Genomic DNA, 25,354 nt, shown 5'->3' on the forward strand with positions numbered 1-25,354 from the left:
AGTAGCGCGACATCAGCTCGCCTCGATGAAGTGGGCCGACTCTGCGGGAAGAACCCTGTTGATGAAGGTTCGCAATGCTGGCAGCGCACTCAGATCGGGGTCGACGGAGATGATCTTCTCCGCGATGCCCCTCGCCTCTTCGACGATCGGCGCATCGCGCAGGATGGACAGGTGCCGCAGCGAGGATCCGCCCCACTGCGAGGCTCCGAGCACATCGCCTTCTCCTCGCGTGCCCAGATCGTACTCGGCCAGGGCGAAGCCGTCGAGGGTGCCTGCCACCTCAGCCAGTCGTTCGAAGCTCTCATCGACTTCAGGCACCTCGGTGAGTAGGAAGCACATGGCCGCACTGCCGTCGCGTCCGACGCGCCCGCGCAGCTGATGGAGCTGAGCGACGCCGAAGCGTTCGGCTTCGAAGATGACCATCATGGTTGCCCGGGGGACGTCGACTCCCACCTCGACGACGGTGGTGGAGACCAGGATGTCGGTCTCGGCGGAGACGAACGCCGCCATCGTCCGGTCCTTCTCCGCCGGAGACATCCGACCGTGAAGAAGCGCAATCGAACGTGAACGGAGCTGATCGGAGTTCTGCAGAAAGTCCCTCAGCTCCTCAATTCCCTTTCTGGCACCGATCACATCGCCCGTTTCGGGATCTTCGATATCGGAGGCCTCGATGCGCGGGAAGACTACGAAGGTGCCTCGCCCATTCTCGGCCGCCTCGTCGATGAGCTGGAGGACGCGGCCCAACCAGTTGGGATGGTCGCCCAGGGAGACAGCGTGGGTGGTGATGTCCTTGGTGCCGGCAGGCATCTCGTCGAGGGTGGAGACATCGAGGTCGGCGAAGACCGTCATCGCCACGGTTCGTGGAATCGGGGTCGCGGACATCACGAGGGTGTGCGGGACCTTGAGCCCGGCCTTCGCGCGCAGTGCTTCACGCTGTTCGACGCCGAAGCGATGCTGCTCGTCGACAACGATGAGACCCAGTGTGTCGAACATCGTCGTATCCGACATCAGGGCATGCGTGCCCACGACGATGTCGATCTGGCCGGTGGCGAGGTCGAGTGCCAGCTGTTTGCGTTCCCGGGCCGGCATCGACCCCGTCAGCAACGCCACTCGCACCTGGTCGTCGCTCGACAGCAGTGGGCTCAGCGCCATCTGTTCGCCGAGGAGGGTCTCGATGGAGCGGAAATGCTGAGTGGCGAGCACTTCGGTGGGAGCAAGCATCGCGGCCTGGGCTCCCGAGTCGACGGCCGTGAGCATTGCCCGCAGCGCCACGACGGTCTTACCGGAGCCGACGTCTCCGTGGAGCAGGCGATGCATCGCCGTCTTCCGGCCCATGTCTGCCTCGATCTCCTCACCGACCCGCAGCTGCGAGGCTGTGAGGTAGAAGGGCAGACTGTTGTCAAATCGCTCACTTCTGGCTCCGACGTTGAGCAGAGGGGTGGCCTCGAGCTTTTCGTAGTCGGCCTTGCGGGAGACGAATTCAGCCTGCAGCGCCAGCGCCTCTTCCCATTTCCAGCGCAGCTTGGCCTTCTCGGTCGCTGCGGCTGACCGGGGCCGATGCATGTCATTGAGCGCGGTGCGCAGGTCAGGCAGGTCGAGGTTCTCGCGCATGGCGCTCGGCAGCGGGTCCTCGAATTCCTCGGGGTCGGCGACATCGAGGAGAACCTTGATGGCCTTCCACAGTCGCGTCTGCGCGATGCCTTTGACCCGTGAGTAGACGGGGAACGGGGAGTTGAGGTCTTCCGGGGTCCACTTCTCGTCGTGTTCGTCCCGGTTGAGCCAGGTCGGTGAGTTCAGGGTCAGCTGCCCGCGGTACTCCTCGACCTTCCCGGCGAAGACGACAGTGAGCCCTGGCACCAGCTGGGCGTCCAGCCAACGCTGGTTGAAGAAGGCGATCTTCATCGACTGCTGTCCGTCGTGGACGATCACATCGGTGATGGTGCCGCGGCGTCTCTGCATGCGGCGGGTGTCCACGGAGATGACCTCCGCCTGCAGGATCGCGGTCTCGCCGAGCGGGAGACCGCCCAGCGGCGTCTTCTCGCCGGGTACGAGGAATCTGCGTGGGAAGAAGCGGAACAGATCCGCCACCGAGGTGATTCCGCGCTTCTTCAGTGCACCGCGGTCTCGGGCGGTGAAGTAGTCCTCAAGGCGGGCGCTCATTCGACTCCCATGATGAGCAGTGTGGCCCGGTCCCTCGAGTCGATGTCCTGGAACCGCACTTGGGAGTGTGATTTGCGGATCCAGTCCCGCAGATGCGAGAGGACGTCGGGGGCGCAGCCGGGACCGTGGACGACGGTGAGGAGCTCTCCCCCGGCTCCCAGGAGTCGATCGGCGAGCTTCTCGACCAGGGTCGTGAGTTCGGTGCTCTGCGTCTTCACCTTCCCGTCGATGAAGACCCGGTAGAACTGTGAGGGATGAGAGAGTGGAATCCTGCGCATCCCCGCCGTTCCGGAATCGAGTCCGGTGTCGGACTCGAGTGCCGACTCTCGCCTGGAGCCGAACGTTGAGTCTGGATCCGAACCCGCTCCAGGAACATCGTCGATGACAGGCAGGGCACCTGTGGGCGGGTTGAGGGCAAGCTGTTCTGCCGAGACGATCGTGCCCACGCGGGTGCCGGCAGCGGCCTCGGTCATATCCGCGAAGATCTCCGCGGACGGGGCGAAGGGATCATAGACCGCGAGCGCCGAGAGCAGAGTGGCGACATTGCGAGAGCGGACCACCTGCCCACCGGAGACCTGTCCCAGTGCCTTCAGGACGGTCGTCGAACTGGGGACGACGATGACCTCACGTTCCTCCTCGGCGATGATGTCCCTGGTCATGGCGCGCACGTCACCGGAATCCGGTGACAGGGCACTTGCCCCGTTGAGCGCGCAGTGCATGAGAAGCCCGGTGCCGGAGACGATGGCCACCAGATGGGTCTCGCCCTCCTCCTCGTGCAGACGCAGGTCTTCCATATTCAGACGGGCGATGCCAAAGCCGGCGAGATGGTCGAGAACGGTCACGGCGGTCGCCTCATCGGCGACGTGGACGTGAACCTTGGATCCGTTGATGACGATCGAGGTCCCACCCAACTCATCGAGCGCCTCGGCGAGGGTGGAAGTCGTCTGATCGGAATCGGTGGATGTCGGGGTCGTGGCCAGGATGGCAACGATCTCGAGTTCATCGGCACTGGCCTGATGGACGATCCGTGGGGACCTGGTGACTTCGCCGAGCATCGAATCCTGCGGCGTCCTGCCGGTGACCGTGGCGTAGAGGAGATCGAAGAGCTCCACGATCCCCGTCGAACCGGCATCGACGACTGCGGCCTCGCGGAGCACGGGCAGCTGCCCGGTGGTCTCGCGTAGTGCCGACCGGGAGCGCAGGCGCACAGCGGAGATGAGTTCGATGAGGTTCGCCCCGTCTGCGGCCTTCTCGGCCGCCTCTGTGGCCATGGCGTCGAGCACCGTGAGCATGGTGCCGTCGACTGGTCGGGCCACGGACTGCCGGGCCCTGGCGGAGGCGAGTTCGAGAGCTTCGGCCATGGCTTCGGGCGTCGCCACGGTCACCCCGTCCAGGGCATCGGCGACTCCCTGGAGTGCGACGGCGAGGATGAGTCCGGAGTTTCCGCGAGCACCACGTCCTGCGCCCTCGGCGAGTGCGGCGACGACCTGGGGCAGCGTGACGGGCCCGGTGAGCTCTTCGACGGCCAGATAGGCGGCGCGCAGCGTGTGGTACATGTTCGTGCCGGTGTCGCCGTCGGGGACGGGGAAGACGTTGAGTTCGTCGATTTCGACGCGTTCCTTGCGCAGTCGATCAACGGCTCGCCGAGCCCACCTGGCGGCCAGACGCCCATTGAGGCCGATGGCTTGATTGGGTCCGCTCATGTCACTTCCCGAAATGGCTGAAGCCGCTCGTCGGCACCGATGCGCCGTCGAGACTGACCCCGCTGCCGTCTCTCATCTCTCCGATTCTCCGCCAGCCTACCGGAGGCGTGTCGAACTGCGCCGACGACGCGACGAAGCCGTGGTCCTCTCCCCCGTTGAGCACCCAGTGCAGCGCCAACTCCTCGGCCTTGTCGGTACTTCCGGCCGCTTCGGTACCGGAGCTCCTGCCCACCAGGTGCCAGGCTGCCGGCAGCAACGGGTCGATGAGCTCCTGGAGTGCGGCTCGGTCGATGCAGGCGTGGACTCCCGAGGCTGCCGCGACCCGCCCCAGGTCCGTACTCAGCCCATCGGAGACATCGATCATCGCCGAGGCTGCCCTCATCTCAAGGACGGCCGCATAGTCCGGCTGTGGGGCCAGTTGGGTATTGATGAGTACGGTGAGGCTGGTTCCCGTATGAGAATCAACTGGGTCGACACCAGTGCTCGGGTCGACCCCAGTGCTCGGGTCGACACCAGTGCTCGGGTCGACACCGGCGAAGAGGAGATCCAGTCCGGCGGCCGCGCGACCGATGGTCCCGGCCAGGTAGATTCCGTCCCCCGGTTGCGCCCCCGCACGGGTGATCGCTGCACCCTGGTTTCCTGCAGGCGAGGCCCCAGAACCTCCGACGGCGCCCAGGGCAGTGATCGCGATGACGATGAGACCCGATGAGGACAGGTCTCCGCCGATGATCGGGATCTCGCAGCCCAGTTCCTCCCCCGCACGAGCCGCCTCGGCGACGATGCCCGAGAAGAGAGCCTCGAGATCCTCGATCTCGGTCGAATTCGGCACGGCCAGCGACACGAGCAACCCGTGCGGCTTCGCACCCATGACGCACACATCGGAGAGGTTCTGTGCTGCGGCTTTGACGCCGAGGCGGTGCCAGTCGAGCCAGGTGCGGGTGAAGTCCTCATTCTCCACGAGCATGTCGGCCGTCGACACCAAGTTGCCGTCCACGGCGGTCACGGCGGCATCGTCCCCGGGTCCGATGATCACCTGCGAACCGCTGCGATTGTGAGAGAGGATACGTTCGAGCACGTGTGATTCGCCAAGTTCGGACAGTCGGGTCATGACTCCAGGTTATCGGGAGATACGGTAGTTGTATGAGATCTCGTCGCCTCCGCCCGTCGCTTCGAACGTCGCCTCGGAAGACGCGCACCTTCGCCCTCGCCGCCGTTGCCACAGTGTTGGCCGGTGTGAGCCTGGCAGGGTGTGAGCGAACCGTCGTCGTTGAGCCCGCGCAGGACGCACAGAATCCCAAATGCGCCGACATCATGCTGCGCATGCCCGATGAGATCGCCGGCCAGAAATCACGCACGACGTCCTCCCAGGGCACGAAGGCGTGGGGAGATCCCAACATTGCAGTGGTGCGCTGCGGGGTCACCCCACCGGGGCCGACCACCGATCAGTGCGTGAGCGTGAGCAGCGTCGACTGGATTTCGAAGGCGTCAGAGGAAGACGACACCTGGGTGTTCACCAGCTACGGTCGCACCCCGGCCGTCGAAGTCCTCGTCAACCGCAAGGCGGAATCGGGCAACAATGTGCTCGCGGCCATCTCGCCGGCGCTGACGGCCATCAAACCTGAGGCCAAGTGCGTGGGAGCCCAAGACCTCGAAGGCTGATTAGTCCCCAATCCTCGTCTTCGGGCGAACCACTTAGCATCGACCGGAGACTCTATAAAGTAGTCGCTGGATGATAAGTAGTCCCCTCGACGAAAGCGCCCGCGGCGCATGTCCTCTCGACGAAAGTGCCCGCGACGCCAGTGAGCAGCGATCGAGAATAGTGCAGTCGTTAAATGCATTTAATATTGTTTGATTGTTTTTGTTGCGCTTAGAGACTCTTAGGTATCATAATGGGAAAATGGTCTCGGTCTTCAGATCCAAGGCACTCCATGACCTCGGATTCACTGAGGCGGACATTCGTGATGCACTCAACTGTTGCCTGCGACGGATTCGTCGCGGCCACTTCGTTTTGAGTTCGCCCTGCAGCAAGACTGACCATAAGCCGCTCCAACTTCTGCACAATGCCACTGCCACGGAGTACCCGCGACGTTATGGAGACATCCGCGACAACTCGGAGTGGCTCAGGGTGCTGATCCGCTCTTATGCTGACGAGCTTCCGTCAGGGGCCGTCTTTTCTCACGTGTCCGCGGCACTCATACATGGTCTGGACCCGCCATTTCCGGCAACCGATGCAGCCGAGGTGGTTAGGCCCGGATTTCACCGAGCGAAGAAGACGCTGCGGACCCGTGACCGTTCGCTGAGCTCCGAAGAAATGACGCATGTGGGCGATCTGCCTGTGACAACGGTCAGCAGAACACTTGTCGACCTTGCCAAGGACTATCCGCTGGAGGTCTCAGTGCCCTTGGTCTCTGAGGCGCTGCGTCGAGGTCTCGCATCCCGCGAGTCACTGCACAGGAGCATCCGATCGGGCACACGAGGATGCAGGCGGGCTTCCCGGGCCTTCGACTTGGCCAGCCCGTCTCACGAATCATCGGGTGAGGCGCTGTGCGCAGTGAAGTTCGTTCGGTTCAGCATCAGCGGGATGATTCCTCAGGTGAATACCTACAATGACGCGGGAGCGTGGATCGCTCGCAATGACTTCCGGCATGAGAAGCATCCCGTCATCGTCGAGTTTCATGGCGTGGGAAAGTACTATCTCAACGATGCGGGCCCGGACCGCGCCAGCTCTGAGAACCATGAAAGACACATGAAGCTGCTCAACGCCGGATACCGCGTCTTCAATCTCGTATGGGCAGATCTCTTCCGCGCGAGTGAGTTCATTAAGATCAGGGCAGCAATCGCTGACCTCGACTGACAGCCGGAAGCTCATTCGGAAAGCGGCACACGGCAGTTCTGTCCGAGACCACTTCGACGTCTATGATCACACGTTGCATGTCGACGAGCCCAGGCCCATTCGGAAGCTGCAACGGCATCTTGCTGACACCTCAGCGCCCCCAAGATTGCGCCTGTGCTTGGGATCTGTGCCGGACTCGAGCAACGGCGGGACTACTTATCATCGAGGGGTCAGGGTATAGCGTGGCCCCTCGACGATAAGTGGTCCGCTCGATGATCAATTGCATATGCAACCTACCCGCCAGGTGGGTTCAAGGAGCTGTAGGTGTGGTCAGGAGCTGCAGAGCCTCAGCGCGCGGGACTCAACTCAAACAACCCTCAGTGGGTGCGGGCGTGATCGACCAGGGCGATGGTGATGAGTTCTGAAATGAGCGCCGGGTACTCGATCCCCGACTTCGACCACATGAATGGGTACGCCGAGGTGGGGGTGAATCCCGGGAGGGTGTTGATCTCGTTGATGAGGACCTCACCGGAGTCCGTGACGAAGGTGTCGACGCGGGAGAGTCCTGTGCAGTCGAAGAGTCGGAACACCTGTGCCGAGAGTTCCTGGATCCGCGCCGTCGTGGTCTCATCGACACGGGCCGGGCAGGTCAGCTGGGCATCGGCAAGGTTGAGGTATTTGGCTTCGAAGTCATAGAACGAGTGTTCGCCGGAGACCTCGATCTCTCCGGGGAACGAGACCCGGACCTCCCGGTCGTGGACAGAGCCGAGCACAGCGCATTCGATCTCACGGCCGACGACCTGCGGTTCGACGATGACCTTCGAGTCATGTTCGAAGGCCGAACGCAGCGCCTGGTCCAGTCCTTCGGCGGATTCGACGCGGCTGACACCCATAGAGGACCCGGCCCGGGCAGGTTTGACGAACACAGGCAGCCCCAGACCGGTGATCCGATCCTGGGCCTCGGCCTGGTCGGCCTCCCACATGGTTTCGGTCACGAGCTCCCAAGGACAGGTCGGGATCCCGGCATGGGCCATCAGGGACTTCGTGTAGTGCTTGTCCATGCTCGCCGCCGAGGCGAAGACCCCGGAGCCGACGAAGGCCGTGTCGCTGAGTTCGAACAGTCCCTGCAGGGTGCCGTCCTCCCCGTACTGGCCGTGCAGGAGCGGGAAGTAGACGTCGACCGATCCGAGTTCGGTGTAGTGTCCCTCAGCGTCCCGCTGCAGCAGGGGCGAGCCCTGAGCTGAGATCGGCGGGATGATCTCGGTCCCGTTGTCGACGACCTCGGGCATATTGTCCGGGTCGAAGGCCATCGTCGACCAGTCTTCGACGATGCGCCAGACGCCGGCCTTCGTGATGCCGATCGGCAGAACGCGATAGGCGTCATCGTCGATGGCCCGGATGACCCCGGCAGCAGTGACGCAGCTGACGGCATGTTCGCTCGATCGTCCGCCGAAGAGGACTGCGACGAGTGGCCGGTGATCAGATTCAGGCATAGAAATCCTTGGTCGTTAGCGCGCGTGACCGTTTGTACGGACTGGAAAACTCTAGCTCACTTGAGCTCGAACGTGCATTCCAGGGATGCACGGGCGATGCCCTTGAAGAACATGTTGAATCCGGCGAAGGCCGGTGATGCAGAATCGTCAAGGCCCAGAGGCTCCGCCAGAGCAGTGACGATGAAGAAGTAGCGGTGCGGTCCGTGGCCCTGGGGTGGTGCGGCACCGACGAAGCGAGGTTCGCCCGCATCGTTGCGCAGCGTCACCGTTCCGGCAGGCAGCAGGTCCGCCGAGGGGTCGCCGGCGTTGGCGGGCAGGCTGGTCGTCGAGGCGTCGAGGTCGGTCACGACCCAGTGCCAGAAACCGGAGCCGGTGGGTGCGTCCGGGTCATAACAGGTCACGGCGAAGGCCTTGGTCTCCTCGGGGAAGCCCGACCACGACAGCTGCGGCGAGACGTCCTGACCGCCGTCGACGCCCATGGCGCCCGAGAGCTGTGGTCCGGTCAGTTCGCCCCCGGCCTCGACATCCGTGCTGGTGAGGGTGAAGCTGGGGACATCGGAAAGGTTGTAGAACGGTGAGTTGACGCTCATGTCTGCTCCTAGTCGTACGAGTTATTGCGGTACTGGACAGCCTGAGGTGCTCAGGCTGGTGGTCCCTCGTGCTTACGCTTCCGAGACAACAGCAAACCGGCGAGTTCGTCAACCCGCAGCCGCCCTCCGAGGACTGCGCACACGGCTTCCGTGATCGGCAGGTCGACGGAGTACTTGCGTCCCAGGGCGAGGATGGCGGGCGCCGATTTCACTCCCTCTGCGGTCTGCGAGGTGTGAGCGATGACATCGTCTAGGCTCATTCCCTCACCGAGGTGGCGCCCGAAAGTTCGATTCCGCGACAGTGGGGAGGCACAGGTGGCGACGAGGTCGCCGAGTCCGGCCAGTCCCGAGAGGGTGTGCGGCTGCGCGCCCATGGCAGCGGCCAGACGTGAGGTCTCGGCTAAGCCGCGGGTGATGATCGAGGCCTTCGAGTTGTCGCCGAGCTTCTGGCCATCGGCGATGCCGACGGCCAGAGCGATGACGTTCTTCACGGCACCGCCCATCTCGACGCCGACGACGTCGGTGTTCGTATAGGGACGGAAGTACCCGTTCGCGCTGATCTCAGCGACAGCCTCGGCGGTGTCGATGCTCTCCGCGGCCACCACGGTGGCCGTCGGCTGCTGATCGGCGATCTCGCGGGCCAGGTTCGGACCGGAGACGACCGCGATCTGGGTGGAGTCCACCTCGGCGACCTCGGCGATGACCTCGGACATGCGCTTGCCCGTGTCGACCTCGATGCCCTTCATCAGGCTCACGAGCTTCACGCCCGGACGCAGGTGCGGCTTCCACCGGCTGAGGTTCTCACGCAGTGTCTGCGCGGGCACGGCGAGGATGATGACCTCGGCGTCGGTGACGGCGGCGATGTCGTCTGAGGTGGCGCTGAGCAGTTCGGGCAGGACCCGATCACCAAGGTACCGTTCGTTCGTATGGGAGTTGGTGATCTCCTCGGCGACCTCGGACCGGCGAGCCCAGAGAGTGACGGGGAATCCGGCATCGGCGACGACTGCGGCATAGGTCGTCCCCCACGATCCTGCACCCAGCACCGCGGTCTTCTTCACGCTCATTCGCCGACCTCCTCATTGTGGAATCTCGCTGGCAGCTCACGGTTCGAAAGCTCACCGACCATGGTTGCTATGGTCTTCGTCAGACGGTGGGTCAGCACCGTCTTCGACCTCTTCTCCTCACGGTGGGACCACAGGTCCTCGTAGTCGATGGGATCACCGAAACGGACCACCGAGGTGTGTCTCAGAGGTCGGAACTTCGGCACCTTCGCTCCCTGCGGGAAGATCTCCTGCAGACCCCAGTGCGCGGCGGGAATGATCGGGGCACCCGTTTCGAGTGCGAGCCTGGCGGTGCCGGACTTGAAGTGCTGAGGCCACAGCTCCGCGTCCTTCGTCAACGTCCCTTCCGGGTAGATAACGACGCATTCGCCCTTGGCCAGAGCCTCTTTCGCATATTCGAGGGAGTCACCGGCCTGGTTCGAGGACCGCAGGACGGGGATCTGTCCCAGGCCGCGGAGGACGGTTCCGAGGGCACCGGAGAACAGGGTCGATTTGGCCAGGAAGTGCGGCAGGTGACCATTGCGCCACAGCGCCAGGCCGACGAGGATCGGGTCCAGGTGGCTGGCGTGGTAGGCGGCGATGATGGCGCCGCCGCCCTGGTTCGCAGGCATCCCCCGCAGGCGCTGGATCCGCGGCGTGCGCGGGGGCAGGATCTCGGCGTTCTCGACCTTGATCTTCGAGGTCAGACGGTAGAGCCCATAGGCGGCCGAGGCCACGACGAAGGCGACTCGGCGCTGGGACCTGACCGCGGAGGGCTCGAAGGAGACCAGCACCTCCTCCTCGCTCACGCGGCCACCTCGGCCCCGAGGCCGATGAGCTTGTCGAGGAAGTTCTCGTATCCGCGGTTGATGAGTTCGATGCCGTGGACCTGACTGGTGCCACGGGCTGCCAAGGCGGCGATGAGGTGGCTGAATCCGCCGCGCAGGTCGGGCACGTCGATGCGTGTTCCCGTGAGCTCGGTAGGTCCCGAAACCACGGCCGAGTGCTGGTAGTTGCGGCGCCCGAAACGGCACGGCGTGCCGCCGAGGCATTCGCGGTAGAGCTGGATCTGGGCGCCCATCTCACCGAGGGCATGGGTGAAGCCGAACCGGTTCTCGTACACGGTCTCGTGGATGATCGACAGTCCCTCGGCCTGGGTCATGGCTACGACGAGCGGCTGCTGCCAGTCGGTCATGAAGCCCGGGTGCACATCGGTCTCCAGCGCGAAGGAGGTGAGTCTGCCGCCGGGGTGACGGAAGCGGATTCCCGTTTCCTCGACCTCGAACTCCCCGCCGATGCGACGGAAGACGTTGAGGAAGGTGATGAGCTCGGGCTGGGAGGCGCCTTCGACGAAGATGTCGCCGCCGGTGGCCAGAGCCGCAGAGGCCCAGGAGGCGGTCTCATTGCGGTCGGGCAGTGCCCTGTGGATGAAGCCGCGCAGGGAGTCCACACCTTCGATGCGCACGACCCGGTCGGTGTCGACGGTGATGATGGCGCCCATCTTCTGCAACAGGGCGATGAGGTCCATGATCTCGGGTTCGATGGCCGCATTGCGCAGTTCGGTCACGCCTTCGGCGCGGACCGCGGTCAGCAGCACCTGCTCGGTCGCTCCCACTGAGGGGAAGGGCAGTTCGACCTTCGTGCCCTGGAGGCGTCCACGGGTGGTGAGCATGATGCCGCCGGACGTCTTGTCGACCTCTGCGCCGAATTGGCGCAGCACATCGAGGTGGAAGTTGATGGGCCGGTCCCCGATGTGGCAACCACCCAGATCAGGGATGAACGCCTGCCCCAGACTGTGCAGGAGAGGTCCGCAGAAGAGGATCGGGATCCTCGACGACCCGGCGTGAGCATCGATGTCGACGATCGAGCCCTGCGCCATGTCGGAGGGGTCCAGGTGCAGCTCACCATCGGAGAGGTCTCCATCGCCGCCGGGACTGACCCGAACCCCGTGGAGCTCCAGCAGACCGGTGACGATCTCGACGTCCCTGATCTGCGGCACCCCACGCAGCACGGAGGGCGTCTCCCCCAGCAATGAGGCGACCATGGCCTTGGGCACCAGGTTCTTGGCACCTCTGACCTGGACTGTTCCACCTAGCGGATTACCGCCGCGAACTTCGAGCATGTTCCTCCCTGCGTCACACTTGCACCCGGTGGGATCCGGACGTGGCCCAGACTAGTCCGGACTCGTCCAAGACTAGCGCAGAGGACACGCAGGTCCCTTGTGGGAAGGCTCTCAGACCGCCGCGTCGGACGATTCGAGCCTTCACGCGGAAGGGTCAGACCTTTGCGGGCAGGGTTGTCGGCTTGAAGTTCGCCCGCTTGGACTCGAAATCGGAGATCTCGGATTCCTTGGCCAGCGTCAGGCTGATGTCGTCATGGCCTTCGAGCAGGCGCCAGCGTGTGTAGTCATCGATCTGGAAGGTCACGGTCACCGAATCGCAGGTCACGGTCTTCTGGTTCAGGTCGACGGTGATCGGGGTGCCCGGGTGGTTCTCCAGGATCTTCCAGATCAGTTCGATGTCGGCCTGGTCGAGCTGAGCGGCCAGGAGTCCCTCTTTGCCGGAGTTGCCGCGGAAGATGTCGCCGAAGCGTGAGGACAGGACGACGCGGAACCCGTAGTCCTTCAGAGCCCACACGGCGTGTTCACGCGATGAGCCCGTGCCGAAGTCGGGTCCGGCCACAAGGACGGAGCCGGCTGCGAAGTCGGGGTCGTTGAGGACGAAGTCCTCGGCGGTCCGCCAGCGGTAGAACAGTGCGTCTTCGAAGCCCGTGCGAGTGACTCGCTTGAGGAACTTCGCCGGGATGATCTGGTCGGTGTCGATGTTGGCGCGGCGCAGCGGGACGCCGATTCCGGTATGTGTGCTGAAAGCTTCCATCAGTCGGTCTCCTTACGCGTTCGCCGAGGTGGGGGTGGGTGTCAGTGTCAAGGTGGGCTTATCGTCTGTCCACGCCACCGGTTCGGCGTCGCGGGGCAGGTCCTTGACGTCACCGGGTGAGGACAGCGTTCCGCGCACGGCGGTGGCCGCTGCCACGAGTGGCGACACGAGGTGGGTGCGACCGCCCTTGCCCTGTCGGCCCTCAAAGTTGCGGTTCGAGGTCGAGGCACAGCGTTCACCGTCGGCCAGCTGGTCCGGGTTCATGCCCAGGCACATCGAGCAGCCGGCGAAACGCCACTCTCCCCCGAAGTCCTTGAAAATCGTGTCGAGGCCCTCGTCCTCGGCCTGGAGGCGGACCTTGGCGGATCCGGGAACGACCATGAAGCGGACGTTCTCGGCCTTCTTCCGGCCGCGGACCACCTCGGCGGCGGCACGCAGGTCTTCGATGCGTGAGTTCGTGCACGAACCCAGGAACACGGTGTCCACCTCGATCTCGCGCAGCGGGGTGCCCGGCGTCAGGCCCATGTAGGCCAGAGCGTTGGCGGCCGAGGCCTTGTCGTTCTCGTCGGCGAAGTCATCGGGTGAGGGCACGGAGGCCGACAGCGGCAGTCCTTGTCCGGGGTTGGTTCCCCAGGTGACGAACGGTTCGATGTCCTTGGCTTCGAGCACGACCTCATGGTCGAACGTGGCGCCCTCGTCGGTGTACAGGGTCTTCCAGTATTCGACCGCCGCATCCCAGTCCTCGCCCTCGGGTGCATGCGGACGGCCTTTGACGTAGTCGAAGGTCGTCTCATCGGGGGCGACCATGCCGGCACGGGCGCCGGCCTCGATCGACATGTTGCAGATGGTCATCCGTGCTTCCATCGACAGCGCCCGGATCGCCGAGCCGCGGTACTCGAGCACATAGCCCTGCCCGCCGCCGGTGCCGATCTTCGCGATGATGGCGAGGATGATGTCTTTGGCACTCGACCCTTCGGGCAGTTCGCCGTCGACCGTGATCGACATCGTCTTGAATGCCTTGAGGCTCAGTGTCTGGGTGGCCAGCACATGCTCGACCTCGGAGGTGCCGATGCCCAGTGCCAGCGCACCGAAGGCACCATGGGTGGAGGTGTGGGAGTCACCGCAGACGACGGTGGTGCCCGGCTGGGTCAGGCCCAGCTGTGGGCCCACGACGTGGACGATGCCCTGATCGGCATCGCCGAGGCTGTGCAGCCGGATCCCGAACTCCTTCGTGTTCTTGCGCAGAGTCTCGATCTGCGTGGCGGAGGTGGGTTCGGCGATGGGCTTGTCGATGTCCCAGGTCGGAGTGTTGTGGTCCTCCGTCGCGATCGTCAGGTCGGGGCGGCGCACCGGGCGCCCGGCGAGTCGGAGTCCGTCGAATGCCTGCGGGCTGGTGACCTCATGGACGAGGTGGAGGTCGATGTAGATGAGGTCGGGCGCACCGTCTTCGCCCAGGGATACGACGTGATCGGCCCAGACCTTCTCGGCCAGAGTGCGTGGCATGATTCCTCCCGCCAATACAGGGATTGCCTGTACGTGCTTACTGCTGCGACGTCCGCGAGTCCGCAGCGTCTGTGACATTCGAATTGGTGACTCGGCGAGTGCGCAAGGCTGTCTCAACGAGTGTGTACAGGAAACCTACTCGTCCGTATCGCATTTCGAACTTGCATCTCGCCCACTGAGACGCGCACAATGGTATCTATGACAAGCAATGGTAGCGGCGTCGGAGTCATCGACAAGGCCGCAATGGTTCTCTCCGCCCTCGAGGCCGGACCCGCTTCACTGGCCGAACTGGTCTCACTGACCGGACTCGCCCGACCCACTGCCCACCGCCTGGCTGTTGCACTCGAATTCCATCGCATCGTCGGTCGTGATCTGCAGGGCCGCTTCGTCCTCGGCCCACGCCTGGCCGAGTTGTCTTCCGCAGCCGGCGAGGATCGCCTGCTCGCCGCGGCCGGACCGGTACTCGGCCAGCTGCGCGACCAGACCGGCGAGTCCGCGCAGCTCTTCCGCCGCCAGGGCGACCTGCGCCTGTGCGTGGCTGCCGCCGAACGCCCAGTGGGCCTGCGCGACTCGGTGCCGATCGGCGCCACCCTGAGCATGCGCGCCGGCTCTGCCGCCCAGGTCCTCCTGGCCTGGGAGGAGCCCGACCGCCTCCACACCGGTCTGCGCGGAGCTCGCTTCTCCGCCACCATGCTCTCCGGTGTCCGTCGCCGAGGCTGGGCCCAGTCGATTGCCGAACGTGAACGGGGCGTTGCCTCTGTCTCCGCCCCCGTGCGCGGACCCAGCAACCGCGTCGTGGCCGCAGTGTCGATCTCCGGCCCCGTGGATCGCCTGACACGTCAGCCCGGACGTCTGCACGCGAAGTCCATCATCGAAGCGGCTCGAACCCTGAGCGAAGCTCTCATCAGAGGCTGAGGACGACACCATGATCGCTGCCCAACGACGCAATGTGATCATCGAGACGATCGAACGCGACGGCGCGGTATCCATCTCCGCTCTGTCCGAACGGCTGGAGACCTCGGCCGTGACGATCCGTCGCGATCTCGATCAGCTCGCCGACGAAGGCCGCCTGACCCGCACCCACGGTGGGGCAGTCCCCTTCTCCAGCGCGCGCGAGTCGAGCTACGCGGAGAAGCTCGAACAGGCCCTGGCCGAGAAGTCAGCAATCGCCCGAGCCGCGGCCAAGCATGTGCGCTCCGGCGACGTGGTCGCCCTGGGGCCCGGCACCACGACCGAGCTCCTGGCCAAGGAGCTCAGCGGACGCTCGGGCATCCGCATCGTGACCAACTCCCTCCTCGTCGCCGAGGCGATGGTCTCCTCCCCCGATATCGAAGTCATCGTCGTCGGCGGAATCCTGCGACATTCGATCCGCGCCTTCGTCGGCGGCGGCACGGTCTCACAGCTGCTTGGCCTGAGGGCCGATACAGTCTTCCTCTCCGGCAACGGTCTGGCCGCGGACTTCGGCCTCTCCACCCCAGCCTTCCCCGTGGCCGATACCGACCGTGCCATGGCCACAGGTGCCGGGCAGGTCACCGCCCTCGTCGACCACACAAAGGTCGGGCTGCGCTCATCCGTCCTCACCGTGCCGACAGAGGAGATCGACCAGTTGATCACGGATTCGGGCAGTGATGACTCCGAACTCGATGCCCTGCGCACCGCGGGGGTCGAAGTCGAGGTGGCCACCACCACCGCGAGTTAGCCGGGGAACCTCAATCTCTCGATCTGATGACGATCGGGCGTCACTTCTTGATTGTTTTGTTGTGATTCTGATAACTTTTGATCAGTCGCGGCGATGGCGCCGTGCAGGACAAAAGAGGTACCTATGAAAATCACAGCATCGAGTACAGTCCTCCGGGCCACCGCATTCCGCGTCTCCGCAGTCGCGGCAGCGGGTGCCCTCCTATTGTCCGGCTGCACGAACGAAGGTTCGACATCCGAGCCGACGAGCAGCGGCGAGGCCGCACAGGCCGCCGACAGCGCCGGCTCTTCGGGCCCCACCTGCACTATGGACGACTACGGAGTCGACAAGATCGACCTCAAAGGGGCGAAGATCGGCTTCTCCCAGTCCGAACCGGACTCGGCGAGCTTCAGAGCCGCAGAGACGAAGTCGCTCAAGGACGCGGCCAAAGAGGCGGGATCAGATCTCGTGGTCACCAATGCCAACAATGAGCTGCCTAAGCAGATCAGCGACATCGAGAATCTGCTCAGCCAGGGCATCAAGGCACTGGTCATCGCCCCGGTCAACTCCGACGGCCTGGACTCTGCGCTCAAGGCGGCCAAGGACAAGAAGGTTCCCGTGGTCACCATCGACCGCAAAGTGACCAACAAGTCCTGCGACGACTACCTCACGTTCATCGGCTCGGACTTCGTCAAACAGGGCGAGCGCGCCGCCGACGCTCTGGCGAAGGCCACAGACGAAAAGGCCAAGGTCGCGGTTCTGCTCGGGCCCTCCGGCAACAACGTCACCGATGGTCGGCAGAAGGGGTTCAAGGACCAGGTCAAGGCCGAGTACCCCGACATCGAGATCGTCGCTGAGCAGACGGCCAATGCCTCACGGTCCGAGGGCCAGGAGGTCACGGCTCAGCTCCTCCAGTCGAACCCCGACATCAACGCCGTCTACGCCTTCAACGACGAGGAGGGCCTGGGCGCGATGGCCGCGATTCAGGAAGCGGGCAAGACGCCGGGAGATGAGGTCAAGATCGTATCCATCGACGGCACGAAGAACGCGGTGGAGGCGATTGTCGACGGCAAGTACAACGCTGTCATCGAGTCCAACCCTCGGTTCGGGCCCCTGGTGTTCGACACTCTGACGAAGTTCTACGAGGGTGAGAAAATCCCGGAGGACATCATCATCAAGGACGGCGAATACACCCCCGACAATGCTGAAAAGCAGGTCGGACAGGCATTCTGACGTGGCAGAGCCCGGATCGTCCTCGGCCGAGGCTCAGTCTGCACCGGCAACCCAGCCTGTGCTGTCTGCGCGTGGACTGAACAAGTCCTTCTCCGGTGTGCACGTGCTCCGCGATGTCGACTTCGTGCTCGGCCCCGGGACCATCCACACGATCGTGGGTGAGAACGGGGCCGGGAAGTCGACCCTGATCAAGTCACTGACCGGGGTCTATCAGGCAGATTCCGGCAGCATCGAACTTGCCGGGAACCCGGTGTCGTTCAATCATCCGTCCCAGGCTCAGGACGCGGGAATTTCGACCGTCTATCAGGAGGTCAACCTCGTCCCCCTGCTCTCGGTCGCACGCAACATCTTCCTCGGCCGCGAGCCTCGCACACGCCTGGGACTCATCGACCTCAAGGCTCTGAATTCGCGTGCCGCCGAGGTGGTGTCCGACCTGGGCATCGACGTCGACGTGACCGCCGAGCTGGGTGCGTTGGGGTTGGGGGTCCAGCAGATGATCGCGCTGGCGCGGGCCGTGACCACCGAGGCGAAGGTCATCATCATGGACGAGCCGACGTCCTCACTTGAACGCAGGGAGGTCGACGTCCTCTTCGGAGTCGCACGCCGGCTTCGGGACCAGGGTGCGGGGATCGTCTTCGTCTCCCACCGCCTCGACGAACTGTGGGAGCTCTGCGACGAGGTCACGATCCTCCGCGACGGTGAGGTCGTGCACACCGGAGCGATGGCCGACCTCGATCGCCGGTCCCTCATCTCGGCCATGCTCGGACGTGACATCGCCGCGCACGGAGTGACCTCGTTTACGGAGGACTCCCCCTCCGCTGCAGACGACTCCCCCACCGCCGAGGTGGTGCTCGAGGCCAGCGGACTCAATGCTCCAGGCCGTCTGCACGACGTGGACGTCCGTGTCCGGGCTGGTGAGATCATCGGCTTGGCCGGACTGTTGGGGTCTGGACGCAGCGAAACCGTCAAGGCGATCTACGGCGCCCTCGACACGAGCGCCGGTTCGATCACCGTCAAAGGGGCACCCATTCGACGGCAATCGGTGCCCGCGGCTCTGAAGGCCGGTATCGCCCTGCTCTCCGAAGACCGCAAGTCCGAGGGCATCGTGCCCGAGCTCTCCGTCCGCGACAACATCGTCCTCGGCATCCTGCCCCGCGTATCCAGGGCCGGAGTGCTGTCGCAGAAGAAGATCGACGAACTCGTCGACACCTACATCGACCGTCTGGGCATCAAGGTTGCTTCGCCGAAACAGCTCATCTCGGAGCTCTCGGGAGGCAACCAGCAGAAGGTCCTCATCGCCAGGTGGCTGGCCACCGAACCAGCAGTCTTCCTCCTCGACGAACCCACCCGTGGAATCGACGTCGGAGCCAAGCAGGAAGTCCAAGCACTCATCGACGAGCTCGCCGATCGAGGGATGGCCGTCGTCCTCATCTCCTCGGAGACAGAAGAACTCGTGGCCGGATCCGAATCCGTCATCGTACTGCGAGATGGTGAGATCAGCGAGATCCTCACCGGCGACGAGGTCGACAACACGCGCCTCCTGCAGTCTCTGGTCTCGGGAGGTCAGGAATGACGACTGCCACAGCCACCACCTCGGCGCCGGTGAAGCGGTCGACCTCGGTGCGCACGTGGATCGCCTCCTACGGTGTCTACCTCGCCCTTGCCCTGCTCGTGATCGTCAACGTCATCATCACCCCGCACTTCCTCACCGTGTCCAATCTGCGCCTCCAGCTGATCCAGACCGCTCCGGTGCTCATCGTCGCCCTGGGGATGGCGATGGTCATCGGCACGAAGGGCATCGATCTCTCCGTCGGCAGCGTCATGGCCCTGTCGGCTGCTGTCATGCCGCTCTACATCGGCTACGGGACGCTGCCGGCGATCATCATCGGCATCGTCGCCGGCGGGCTCAGCGGGCTGATGATCGGCCTCCTCGTGTCCCATTTCGGACTCCAACCGATCGTTGCCACCCTCGCCGTCCTCATCGGCGGACGGGGTCTGGCCAACGTCATCGGCGGTGAGATCAAGAACCTCTCCGATCCCGGCCTCGCGGTCCTGGGCACAGGTTCCCTGCTGGGCGTGCCCTATTCGGTGCTCAGCGCGATCGTGTTCGTCATCGTTGTCGGCTTCTTCATGCGCCGAACCTCGTTCGGAGTCATGATCGAGGCGATCGGCGGCAACAAACGCGCGGCCGAACTTGCCGGCATCCGGATCAAATCGGTGCTCGTCACCGTCTATGTCCTCTCCGGCCTGCTCGCAGCCTTCGCCGGGATCCTCGTCGCCGCCCGGTCACAGGCCAGCGACCCGCGCACCCTAGGCCTGCTGATGGAGCTTTCGGCCATCGCGGCCGTCGTCATCGGCGGAACATCGTTGAACGGCGGACGAGTCAGAGTCCTCGGCACCGTCGGGGGCGCACTGCTCATGCAGCTCATCGTCTCCACATTGGTCTCCCACAATGTTGCGGACTCCATCTCGCAGATGGTCCAGGCCGTCGTGATCGTCGTCGCGGTCGCACTCCAAGTCGGAAGGAGGAGAACATGACGAAGCCCGATCCCGTCGATGTGGTCTCTGCCAATCAGACCAATCGCTCACGCATCGAGATGCTGGCCAGACTGACGCAGCGCAACGGTGCACTGGCCATTCTGCTCGGACTCGTCGTGATCACATCAATCGCGTTTCCGTCATTCGCCTCGGTGGGGAATCTTTCCCAGATCGCCCTGCAGTCCGCTTTCCTCGCCCCCTTGGCTCTGGGTCTGACGTTCGTCATCTTCACCGGCGGTATCGATCTGTCCGTCGGATCGGTCTTCGCCCTCGGCGGCGTGCTTGCAGCCTGGGCTTCGCAGTACGGCTTCCTGGCTGCGGTGGTCCTCCCTCTCATCGTGTGCACTCTCATCGGGCTGATCCAGGGCGCCATCATCGCCGGCACATCGATCCCGGCGTTCATCGTCACCTTGGCCGGACTGCTGTTCGCCCGGGGCCTGCTGCTGGCACTGACCCAGGAGGGGTCTGAAACGTACAAGGTGCCCGCCGAGGCGGCTTTCCTCCAGCTCAGCCGCGGTTCGTTTCTGGGGTTGGGCTATCCGGTCTGGATCGTCGTGGTTCTCTTCGCCATCGGTGTCCTCGTCCTGCATCGGACCTCCTACGGCTCGACGCTGCTGGCGATCGGAGGTCAGCCCGATGCCGCTCGGCTGATGGGCCTGCCCGTGCTGCGCTCCACACTCATCGTCTACGCGGTCAGCGGCACGATGGCCGGTCTCGCCGGAGCCCTGACGGCCTCATATACGGCCTCCGGAGTCACAACGTTGGGTGTGGGCCTGGAGCTCACCGCCATCGCCGCTGTGGTTCTGGGAGGGACCCTGCTCACCGGGGGCGCTGGCACGGTCGTCGGTTCTCTGGTCGGTGTCACGCTGCTGCAGGTTGTCGCCAACCTCATCAACCGCCTCGGGCTGACGAATTCGAACTGGCAGGCCGTCGTCAACGGAGCTGTCCTCCTCGTCGTCGCGGTGGCGCAGGTTCTCCTCTCACGGGTCCAGGCGAAGGAGCGAGAGCGCAGGCGCGGAGGCGAGACCGAGGAGGGTGCCTCCGACACGCCGAGAGCAGAGCAGGGATCCCCGCCCACAAGCGAGCGATCATAAACAATCAAAACTTTTCATGTTCGATCACTGGTGATCGGACGATCTGTCCTCTAAAGTATCGATTTGAGGTGGCTTAACCACAAGGAGCCATTCACCGAAGACGCTGGAGGAACCTTGGAAGACATCCGTCTGGACGCCCAGTGGATCGACTATCTGCTGATCGCGATCTACTTCGTATTCGTTCTCGGAATCGGCTGGTTCGCCAAGCGCGGCATCTCCTCGAGCATCGAGTTCCTGCTCTCCGGGCGCAGCCTACCGGCCTGGGTGACGGCATTGGCCTTCGTCTCGGCCAACCTCGGTGCCGTCGAGATCATGGGTATGTCGGCCACCGGCGCGCAGTACGGCATGCCGACGATGCACTATTTCTGGATCGGTGCCGTCCCGGCGATGCTCTTCCTCGGTGTCGTCATGATGCCGTTCTACTACGGCTCGAAGGTCAGATCCGTCCCGGAGTTCATGCGCAGGCGCTTCGGCACCGGCGCCCACCTCGTCAACGCGCTGTCCTTCGCCGTCGCTCAGATCCTCATCGCCGGCGTCAATCTCTTCCTGCTCGGCACGATCGTCAATCGCCTCCTCGGCTGGCCGCTGTGGATCGCCCTGGTCGTCGCCGCCGCCATCGTCCTGTCCTACATCACGCTCGGCGGACTGACCGCTGCCATCTACAACGAGGTGCTGCAGTTCTTCGTCATCGTCGCAGCCCTGCTGCCGCTGACGATCATCGGCCTCAACCGCGTGGGCGGCTGGGACGGCCTCGTGGCGAAGGTCAGCAATGACGGCATGCTCGGGGCCGAGCAGCTCAGCAGCTGGCCAGGCGAGCAGCTCTCCGGTTTCTCCAACCCGGTGCTCTCGGTCGTCGGGATCGTCTTCGGGCTCGGCTTCGTGCTCTCCTTCGGCTACTGGACGACGAACTTCGTCGAGGTCCAGCGTGCCATGGCTTCGAAGAGCATCAACGCCGCGCGACTGACGCCGATCCTCGGTGCCTTCCCGAAGATGCTCATTCCGTTCATCGTCATCATCCCGGGAATGATCGCGGCAGTGCTCGTGACTCAGCTGACGAAGTTCAAGCAGATCGCGTCCAGCGTCGACGAGGCGACCGCTCAGGCCCAAACCGGTGTGACCTACAACGATGCGCTCCTGCTGCTCATGCGCGAGGTCCTGCCCAACGGCCTCCTCGGCGTGGCGATCGCCGGCCTGCTTGCCGCGTTCATGGCCGGAATGGCTGCCAACATCTCTGCGTTCAACACGGTCTTCAGCTACGACCTGTGGCAGCAGTACGTGGTCAAGGACCGGGAGGATTCCTACTACCTCAAGGTCGGTCGCTACGCCACGATCGGCGCCTGCATCGTCGCGATCTTCACCGCCCTCATCGCCGGCAACTTCGCCAACCTCATGGACTATCTGCAGACGCTGTTCGGCTTCTTCAATGCGCCGCTGTTCGCCACCTTCATCCTCGGTATGTTCTGGAAGCGCATGAGCCCCACTGCCGGTTGGGTCGGTCTGGTCGGCGGCACTCTCTCCGCCGTTGCCGTCTTCGTCCTCAGCGAGACCGGCGTGTTCGACCTGCCCGGCCAGGGTGCGGCATTCCTCGCCGCCAGCACGGCTTTCGTCGTCGACATCGTCCTCTCGGTGATCGTCACCTTCAGGACCACACCGAAGCCCGCCCATGAACTGCGAGGGCTCGTCTATTCGGAGACCCCGAAGACCGACTTCGAGGATCTGAACGAACCGAAGCCTCCGATCTGGAAACGCCCGGTGCCTGTCGCAGGCGTGGCACTGGTCCTCGTCATCATCCTCAACGTGGCCTTCGGCTGAAGGAGCAAGTGAGAACAATGAGCACAGCAAACGAACTGACCAAGACCGCAGGTGCCTTCGACATCCGTAACTTCATCGGGGTGCTGCTGGGGATCTTCGGGATCATCCTCACCATCGCCGGCGTCGTCGGCTACACCCCCGACGAGGCGGAGCGAACCGGCGGAATCGATGCCAACCTCTGGACCGGAATCGGCCTCATCCTCACCGCGGCATTCTTCCTCATCTGGGCCAAGCTGCGCCCGATTCGCATCATCGCCGATGACGCAGCTGAGGTGGCCGAGGTGGCCGACACGGATCCCCGCGACTAGCGCGACCGTGCCTAGCGCGACCGCGCTCTGCGCGAGTGCGGCACCGGCCTAACTGCGTCTGTTCAGTCGATACGGCCGGCGCCTGGCCCCGGGCCGACGGCGAAGATATCGGGCGCACGGAAACCGCGGTCGGAGAATTCGGCCACGACAGCCTCGGCGATCATGTCGACCTTCTCCGTATCGACAAGTGCGATCGCCGATCCGCCGAAGCCGCCGCCGATCATCCTCGCTCCGAGTGCTCCCGCTGACATCGCCGCGCTGACTGCGGCATCGAGTTCGACGCAGGAGACCTCGTAGTCATGGGCCAAGGAATCGTGAGAGGCAAGCAGGAGCTCACCGATTCCGCGGATGCTGCGCCCCTCCCCGCCTTCTCCTTCCAGGAGTTCGACAGTGGATGCGACTCGGGCATTCTCGCTGAAGACGTGTCGCACTCGCTTCCGCTGCACCTCGGTGAGGGGACTGAGGTCGACGGATTCGTCGAGTTCGCGCAGACTGTTGGCTCCGAGGATTCCGGCGGCTTCCTCGCAGGTGCGTCGCCGGTCGCCGTAGCCGCTTTCGCTGTGGGAGTGGGACACCCGGGTATCGATGACGAGCAGCCGCAGCCCCTCGGCGTCGAGGTCGAAGGGGATCTGTCGAGATCGCAGGTCACGACAGTCGAGGAAGAGCGCGTGTCCGGCCTCGGTCATGATGGAGGCGGCCTGATCGACGATCCCTGTGGGAGCACCGACGAAGTCGTTCTCGGCGCGCTGGGTCAGCAGCACCTTCTCTCGGTCGTCGAGACCGAGACCGTAGACCGCGTCGAGTGCGATGAGGACCGCCACCTCAAGGGCATGAGACGAGGACAGTCCTGCACCGACTGGCACCGTCGACTCGATATAGAGGTCGATGCCGCCGACAACCGTGCTTGTCGTCTTGGCGATCTCATCGACGACACCCGCAGGATGGTTGAGCCACGCTGGAAGAACTCCGGGCACGAGGTCCTCGGCGATGAACTGGCCTGTGAGTCGCTGGCCCCGATCGTCTCGATGGTCGGAGACGATGCGGATACTGTTCTCATGGGCTGGCGGTGCCGCGGTTCCACATCCGTGAGCGTCCGCATGGCTTTCAGTGCGTCGTCCGATGGCCACCTGCACAGCCCGGTCAATGGCGATGGGCAGGACGAATCCGTCGTTGTAGTCGGTGTGCTCGCCGATGAGGTTGACGCGTCCTGGGGCACGAAAGCAGTCGAGTGGCTGATAGCCGAAGAGCGCTTGGAACTCGGCACGCAGACTCTGCCCGACAGAAGTGTGAGTCGCGTTCATCGGTGACCGTCCTCGTTCGTCGTAGTTGCCTCGCGCATCGAGTCTGCCGACCGCGGTTGCACGTTGCGCAACCTTGCTGCGGTCTCCTCGGCGGAGACGTCTCCGACGAAGGCGCCCATGGCCGCTTCGGACCCGGCGAGGAACTTCAGCTTGTTCTCGGCACGCCTGGGGCTGGTGATCTCCAGATGCAGCCACTCTGCGGCGCGGTCCTCACAGTTGACCGGCGCCTGATGCCAGGCCGCGATGTAGGGAGTCGGTGTGGAGTACAGGCCGTCGATCCTTCGCAGGGTCTCCGGGTAGATGCGAGCGAGGTCCTCGCGTTCGGTCTCGTCGAGTTCGTCGATGCTCAGCACCTGCCGATGCGGGACGATATGGACTTCGACCGGCCATCGAGCCGCATAGGGCACGAAGGCAGAGAAGTGGGCGGAGTCGAGAACCATCCGCTCGCCGGATCGGCGTTCGAAGGCGAGGATGTCGGCCATCAGTGTTCGGCCCGTCTCACGTCTGTGTTGGACCGCCCGGGCCGAGGTGACCTTGGTGTGTGGAGTGACATAGGGATAGGCGTAGATCTGGCCGTGTGGATGATTCATCGTCACGCCGATCTCCTCGCCCCGGTTCTCGAACACGAAAATCTGCTCGATCCCTACGCAGGAGGCGAGCTCACGCGTCCGATTCGCCCAGGCGTCGATGACTGTGCGGGCTCGCGCCGTGTCGAGGTCGGCAAACGAGCCGTTGTGTTCGGAGGAGAAGACGACGACCTCACAGCGTCCATGGGCCGGGGCCCTCAGGGCGGTCTCCGAGGCCACCTCGGCGAAGGTATGGCTCGGATCGGCACTGACCGCACCGATTCCAGGACCCAGCGACGGGAAACGATTCTCGAAGACCACGACCTCGTAGTCGGCTGCCGGAATCTCTGTGGGTCGTCCCGGTGCCGACGGGCAGAGGGGGCATTCGGCGGCGATGGGAAGATGAGTACGCGACTGGCGATGCGTGGCTACGGCCACCCACTCACCGGTGAGCAGGTCGAAGCGCAGCTGGCCGCCGGTGGGACGCGGCTCCGCGGGGCGCTGGTCCTCAGCTAACGGCGCAGCTGGCGAATCGGTGTCGTGGAAGAACAGGATCTCTCGGCCGTCGGCAAGGGTGTTCCTGCGGATCTGCGTGTTCAACGGGGACCTGTGAACTCACCGCTGCG

At 64.3% G+C, this 25,354-nt stretch carries 22 protein-coding genes; 10 read left to right on the forward strand and 12 right to left on the reverse strand.

What is annotated here, in order from left to right; all coding sequences use genetic code 11:
- Nucleotides 1–12: 12 nt before the first annotated feature.
- Genes LQ788_RS13485 through LQ788_RS13495 form a run of 3 tightly spaced genes read right to left on the reverse strand, consistent with a single transcriptional unit; the run spans nt 13 to nt 4,971 of the window.
- Complete coding sequence (locus tag LQ788_RS13485) at nt 13–2,160, reverse strand: ATP-dependent DNA helicase RecG (protein ID WP_231441785.1); 2,148 nt, start codon at nt 2,158–2,160, stop codon at nt 13–15.
- Nucleotides 2,157–3,863, reverse strand: a complete 1,707-nt coding sequence (locus tag LQ788_RS13490; RefSeq protein ID WP_231441787.1) for a DAK2 domain-containing protein — start codon at nt 3,861–3,863, stop codon at nt 2,157–2,159. Before LQ788_RS13490 ends, LQ788_RS13485 begins: the two co-directional genes overlap by 4 nt.
- A gap of 1 nt (nt 3,864) precedes the next feature.
- Nucleotides 3,865–4,971, reverse strand: a complete 1,107-nt coding sequence (locus LQ788_RS13495) for a thiamine-phosphate kinase (protein WP_231441789.1) — start codon at nt 4,969–4,971, stop codon at nt 3,865–3,867.
- 32 nt (nt 4,972–5,003) lie between these two features.
- On the opposite strand from LQ788_RS13495, the gene LQ788_RS13500 reads away from it, so the two are divergent.
- Both LQ788_RS13500 and LQ788_RS13505 read left to right on the forward strand, forming a co-directional pair.
- Entirely contained in the window at nt 5,004–5,522 is a 519-nt protein-coding gene (locus LQ788_RS13500; RefSeq protein ID WP_231441791.1) for a DUF3515 family protein, read from the forward strand.
- A gap of 238 nt (nt 5,523–5,760) precedes the next feature.
- Complete coding sequence (locus LQ788_RS13505) at nt 5,761–6,717, forward strand: hypothetical protein (protein WP_231441793.1); 957 nt, start codon at nt 5,761–5,763, stop codon at nt 6,715–6,717.
- A gap of 356 nt (nt 6,718–7,073) precedes the next feature.
- On the opposite strand, the gene LQ788_RS13510 is transcribed toward LQ788_RS13505, so the two are convergent.
- The 7 genes from LQ788_RS13510 to leuC form a co-directional block, all read right to left on the reverse strand.
- Nucleotides 7,074–8,189 (reverse strand): D-alanine--D-alanine ligase family protein, encoded by a 1,116-nt coding sequence (locus tag LQ788_RS13510; RefSeq protein WP_231441795.1) that lies wholly within the window; start codon nt 8,187–8,189, stop codon nt 7,074–7,076.
- A 56-nt stretch (nt 8,190–8,245) separates the two neighbouring features.
- Nucleotides 8,246–8,779 carry a YbhB/YbcL family Raf kinase inhibitor-like protein gene (locus LQ788_RS13515; RefSeq protein WP_231441797.1) on the reverse strand — a complete coding sequence of 178 codons (534 nt, stop codon included), beginning with the start codon at nt 8,777–8,779 and terminating at the stop codon, nt 8,246–8,248.
- Between the two features lie 50 nt (nt 8,780–8,829).
- Complete coding sequence (locus tag LQ788_RS13520; protein WP_231441799.1) at nt 8,830–9,843, reverse strand: NAD(P)H-dependent glycerol-3-phosphate dehydrogenase; 1,014 nt, start codon at nt 9,841–9,843, stop codon at nt 8,830–8,832.
- Nucleotides 9,840–10,628, reverse strand: coding sequence for a lysophospholipid acyltransferase family protein (locus tag LQ788_RS13525; protein WP_231441801.1), 789 nt, complete (start codon nt 10,626–10,628; stop codon nt 9,840–9,842). The genes LQ788_RS13520 and LQ788_RS13525 overlap by 4 nt, the downstream gene beginning before the upstream one ends.
- On the reverse strand, nt 10,625–11,941 hold the full coding sequence (gene murA / locus LQ788_RS13530; RefSeq protein WP_231441803.1) for a UDP-N-acetylglucosamine 1-carboxyvinyltransferase: 1,317 nt from the start codon (nt 11,939–11,941) through the stop codon (nt 10,625–10,627). The genes LQ788_RS13525 and murA overlap by 4 nt, the downstream gene beginning before the upstream one ends.
- A 154-nt stretch (nt 11,942–12,095) precedes the next feature.
- Nucleotides 12,096–12,695 carry a 3-isopropylmalate dehydratase small subunit gene (leuD, locus tag LQ788_RS13535; RefSeq protein WP_231441804.1) on the reverse strand — a complete coding sequence of 200 codons (600 nt, stop codon included), beginning with the start codon at nt 12,693–12,695 and terminating at the stop codon, nt 12,096–12,098.
- A 12-nt stretch (nt 12,696–12,707) separates the two neighbouring features.
- On the reverse strand, nt 12,708–14,198 hold the full coding sequence (leuC, locus tag LQ788_RS13540; RefSeq protein WP_231441805.1) for a 3-isopropylmalate dehydratase large subunit: 1,491 nt from the start codon (nt 14,196–14,198) through the stop codon (nt 12,708–12,710).
- A 198-nt stretch (nt 14,199–14,396) separates the two neighbouring features.
- Here leuC and LQ788_RS13545 point away from each other — a divergent pair, with 198 nt between their 5' ends.
- The 8 genes from LQ788_RS13545 to LQ788_RS13580 all read left to right on the forward strand — a co-directional run bounded on the left by LQ788_RS13545 (nt 14,397) and on the right by LQ788_RS13580 (nt 22,861).
- Nucleotides 14,397–15,113 (forward strand): IclR family transcriptional regulator, encoded by a 717-nt coding sequence (locus LQ788_RS13545; protein WP_009882470.1) that lies wholly within the window; start codon nt 14,397–14,399, stop codon nt 15,111–15,113.
- Between the two features lie 10 nt (nt 15,114–15,123).
- Nucleotides 15,124–15,897, forward strand: coding sequence for a DeoR/GlpR family DNA-binding transcription regulator (locus LQ788_RS13550; protein ID WP_231441806.1), 774 nt, complete (start codon nt 15,124–15,126; stop codon nt 15,895–15,897).
- Between the two features lie 123 nt (nt 15,898–16,020).
- Nucleotides 16,021–17,109, forward strand: a complete 1,089-nt coding sequence (locus LQ788_RS13555; RefSeq protein WP_231441807.1) for an ABC transporter substrate-binding protein — start codon at nt 16,021–16,023, stop codon at nt 17,107–17,109.
- 1 nt (nt 17,110) lies between these two features.
- Nucleotides 17,111–18,682 (forward strand): sugar ABC transporter ATP-binding protein, encoded by a 1,572-nt coding sequence (locus LQ788_RS13560; protein ID WP_231441808.1) that lies wholly within the window; start codon nt 17,111–17,113, stop codon nt 18,680–18,682.
- The gene (locus LQ788_RS13565) at nt 18,679–19,647 is read left to right on the forward strand and encodes an ABC transporter permease (RefSeq protein ID WP_231441809.1); all 969 of its coding nucleotides are present in this window, start codon (nt 18,679–18,681) and stop codon (nt 19,645–19,647) included. Before LQ788_RS13560 ends, LQ788_RS13565 begins: the two co-directional genes overlap by 4 nt.
- Nucleotides 19,644–20,741 carry an ABC transporter permease gene (locus LQ788_RS13570; RefSeq protein WP_231441810.1) on the forward strand — a complete coding sequence of 366 codons (1,098 nt, stop codon included), beginning with the start codon at nt 19,644–19,646 and terminating at the stop codon, nt 20,739–20,741. The genes LQ788_RS13565 and LQ788_RS13570 overlap by 4 nt, the downstream gene beginning before the upstream one ends.
- 114 nt (nt 20,742–20,855) lie before the next feature.
- A complete protein-coding gene (locus LQ788_RS13575; RefSeq protein ID WP_231447426.1) occupies nt 20,856–22,553 on the forward strand; it encodes a sodium:solute symporter family protein in 1,698 nt (565 codons plus the stop codon).
- 17 nt (nt 22,554–22,570) lie between these two features.
- On the forward strand, nt 22,571–22,861 hold the full coding sequence (locus tag LQ788_RS13580) for a hypothetical protein (protein WP_231441811.1): 291 nt from the start codon (nt 22,571–22,573) through the stop codon (nt 22,859–22,861).
- 62 nt (nt 22,862–22,923) lie between these two features.
- On the opposite strand, the gene galK is transcribed toward LQ788_RS13580, so the two are convergent.
- Nucleotides 22,924–24,162 carry a galactokinase gene (gene galK, locus LQ788_RS13585; protein ID WP_231441812.1) on the reverse strand — a complete coding sequence of 413 codons (1,239 nt, stop codon included), beginning with the start codon at nt 24,160–24,162 and terminating at the stop codon, nt 22,924–22,926.
- On the reverse strand, nt 24,159–25,328 hold the full coding sequence (galT, locus tag LQ788_RS13590) for a galactose-1-phosphate uridylyltransferase (protein ID WP_231441813.1): 1,170 nt from the start codon (nt 25,326–25,328) through the stop codon (nt 24,159–24,161). Before galT ends, galK begins: the two co-directional genes overlap by 4 nt.
- Nucleotides 25,329–25,354: the final 26 nt, after the last annotated feature.

This window comes from Brevibacterium zhoupengii, from assembly GCF_021117425.1.
Classification (GTDB): domain Bacteria; phylum Actinomycetota; class Actinomycetes; order Actinomycetales; family Brevibacteriaceae; genus Brevibacterium; species Brevibacterium zhoupengii.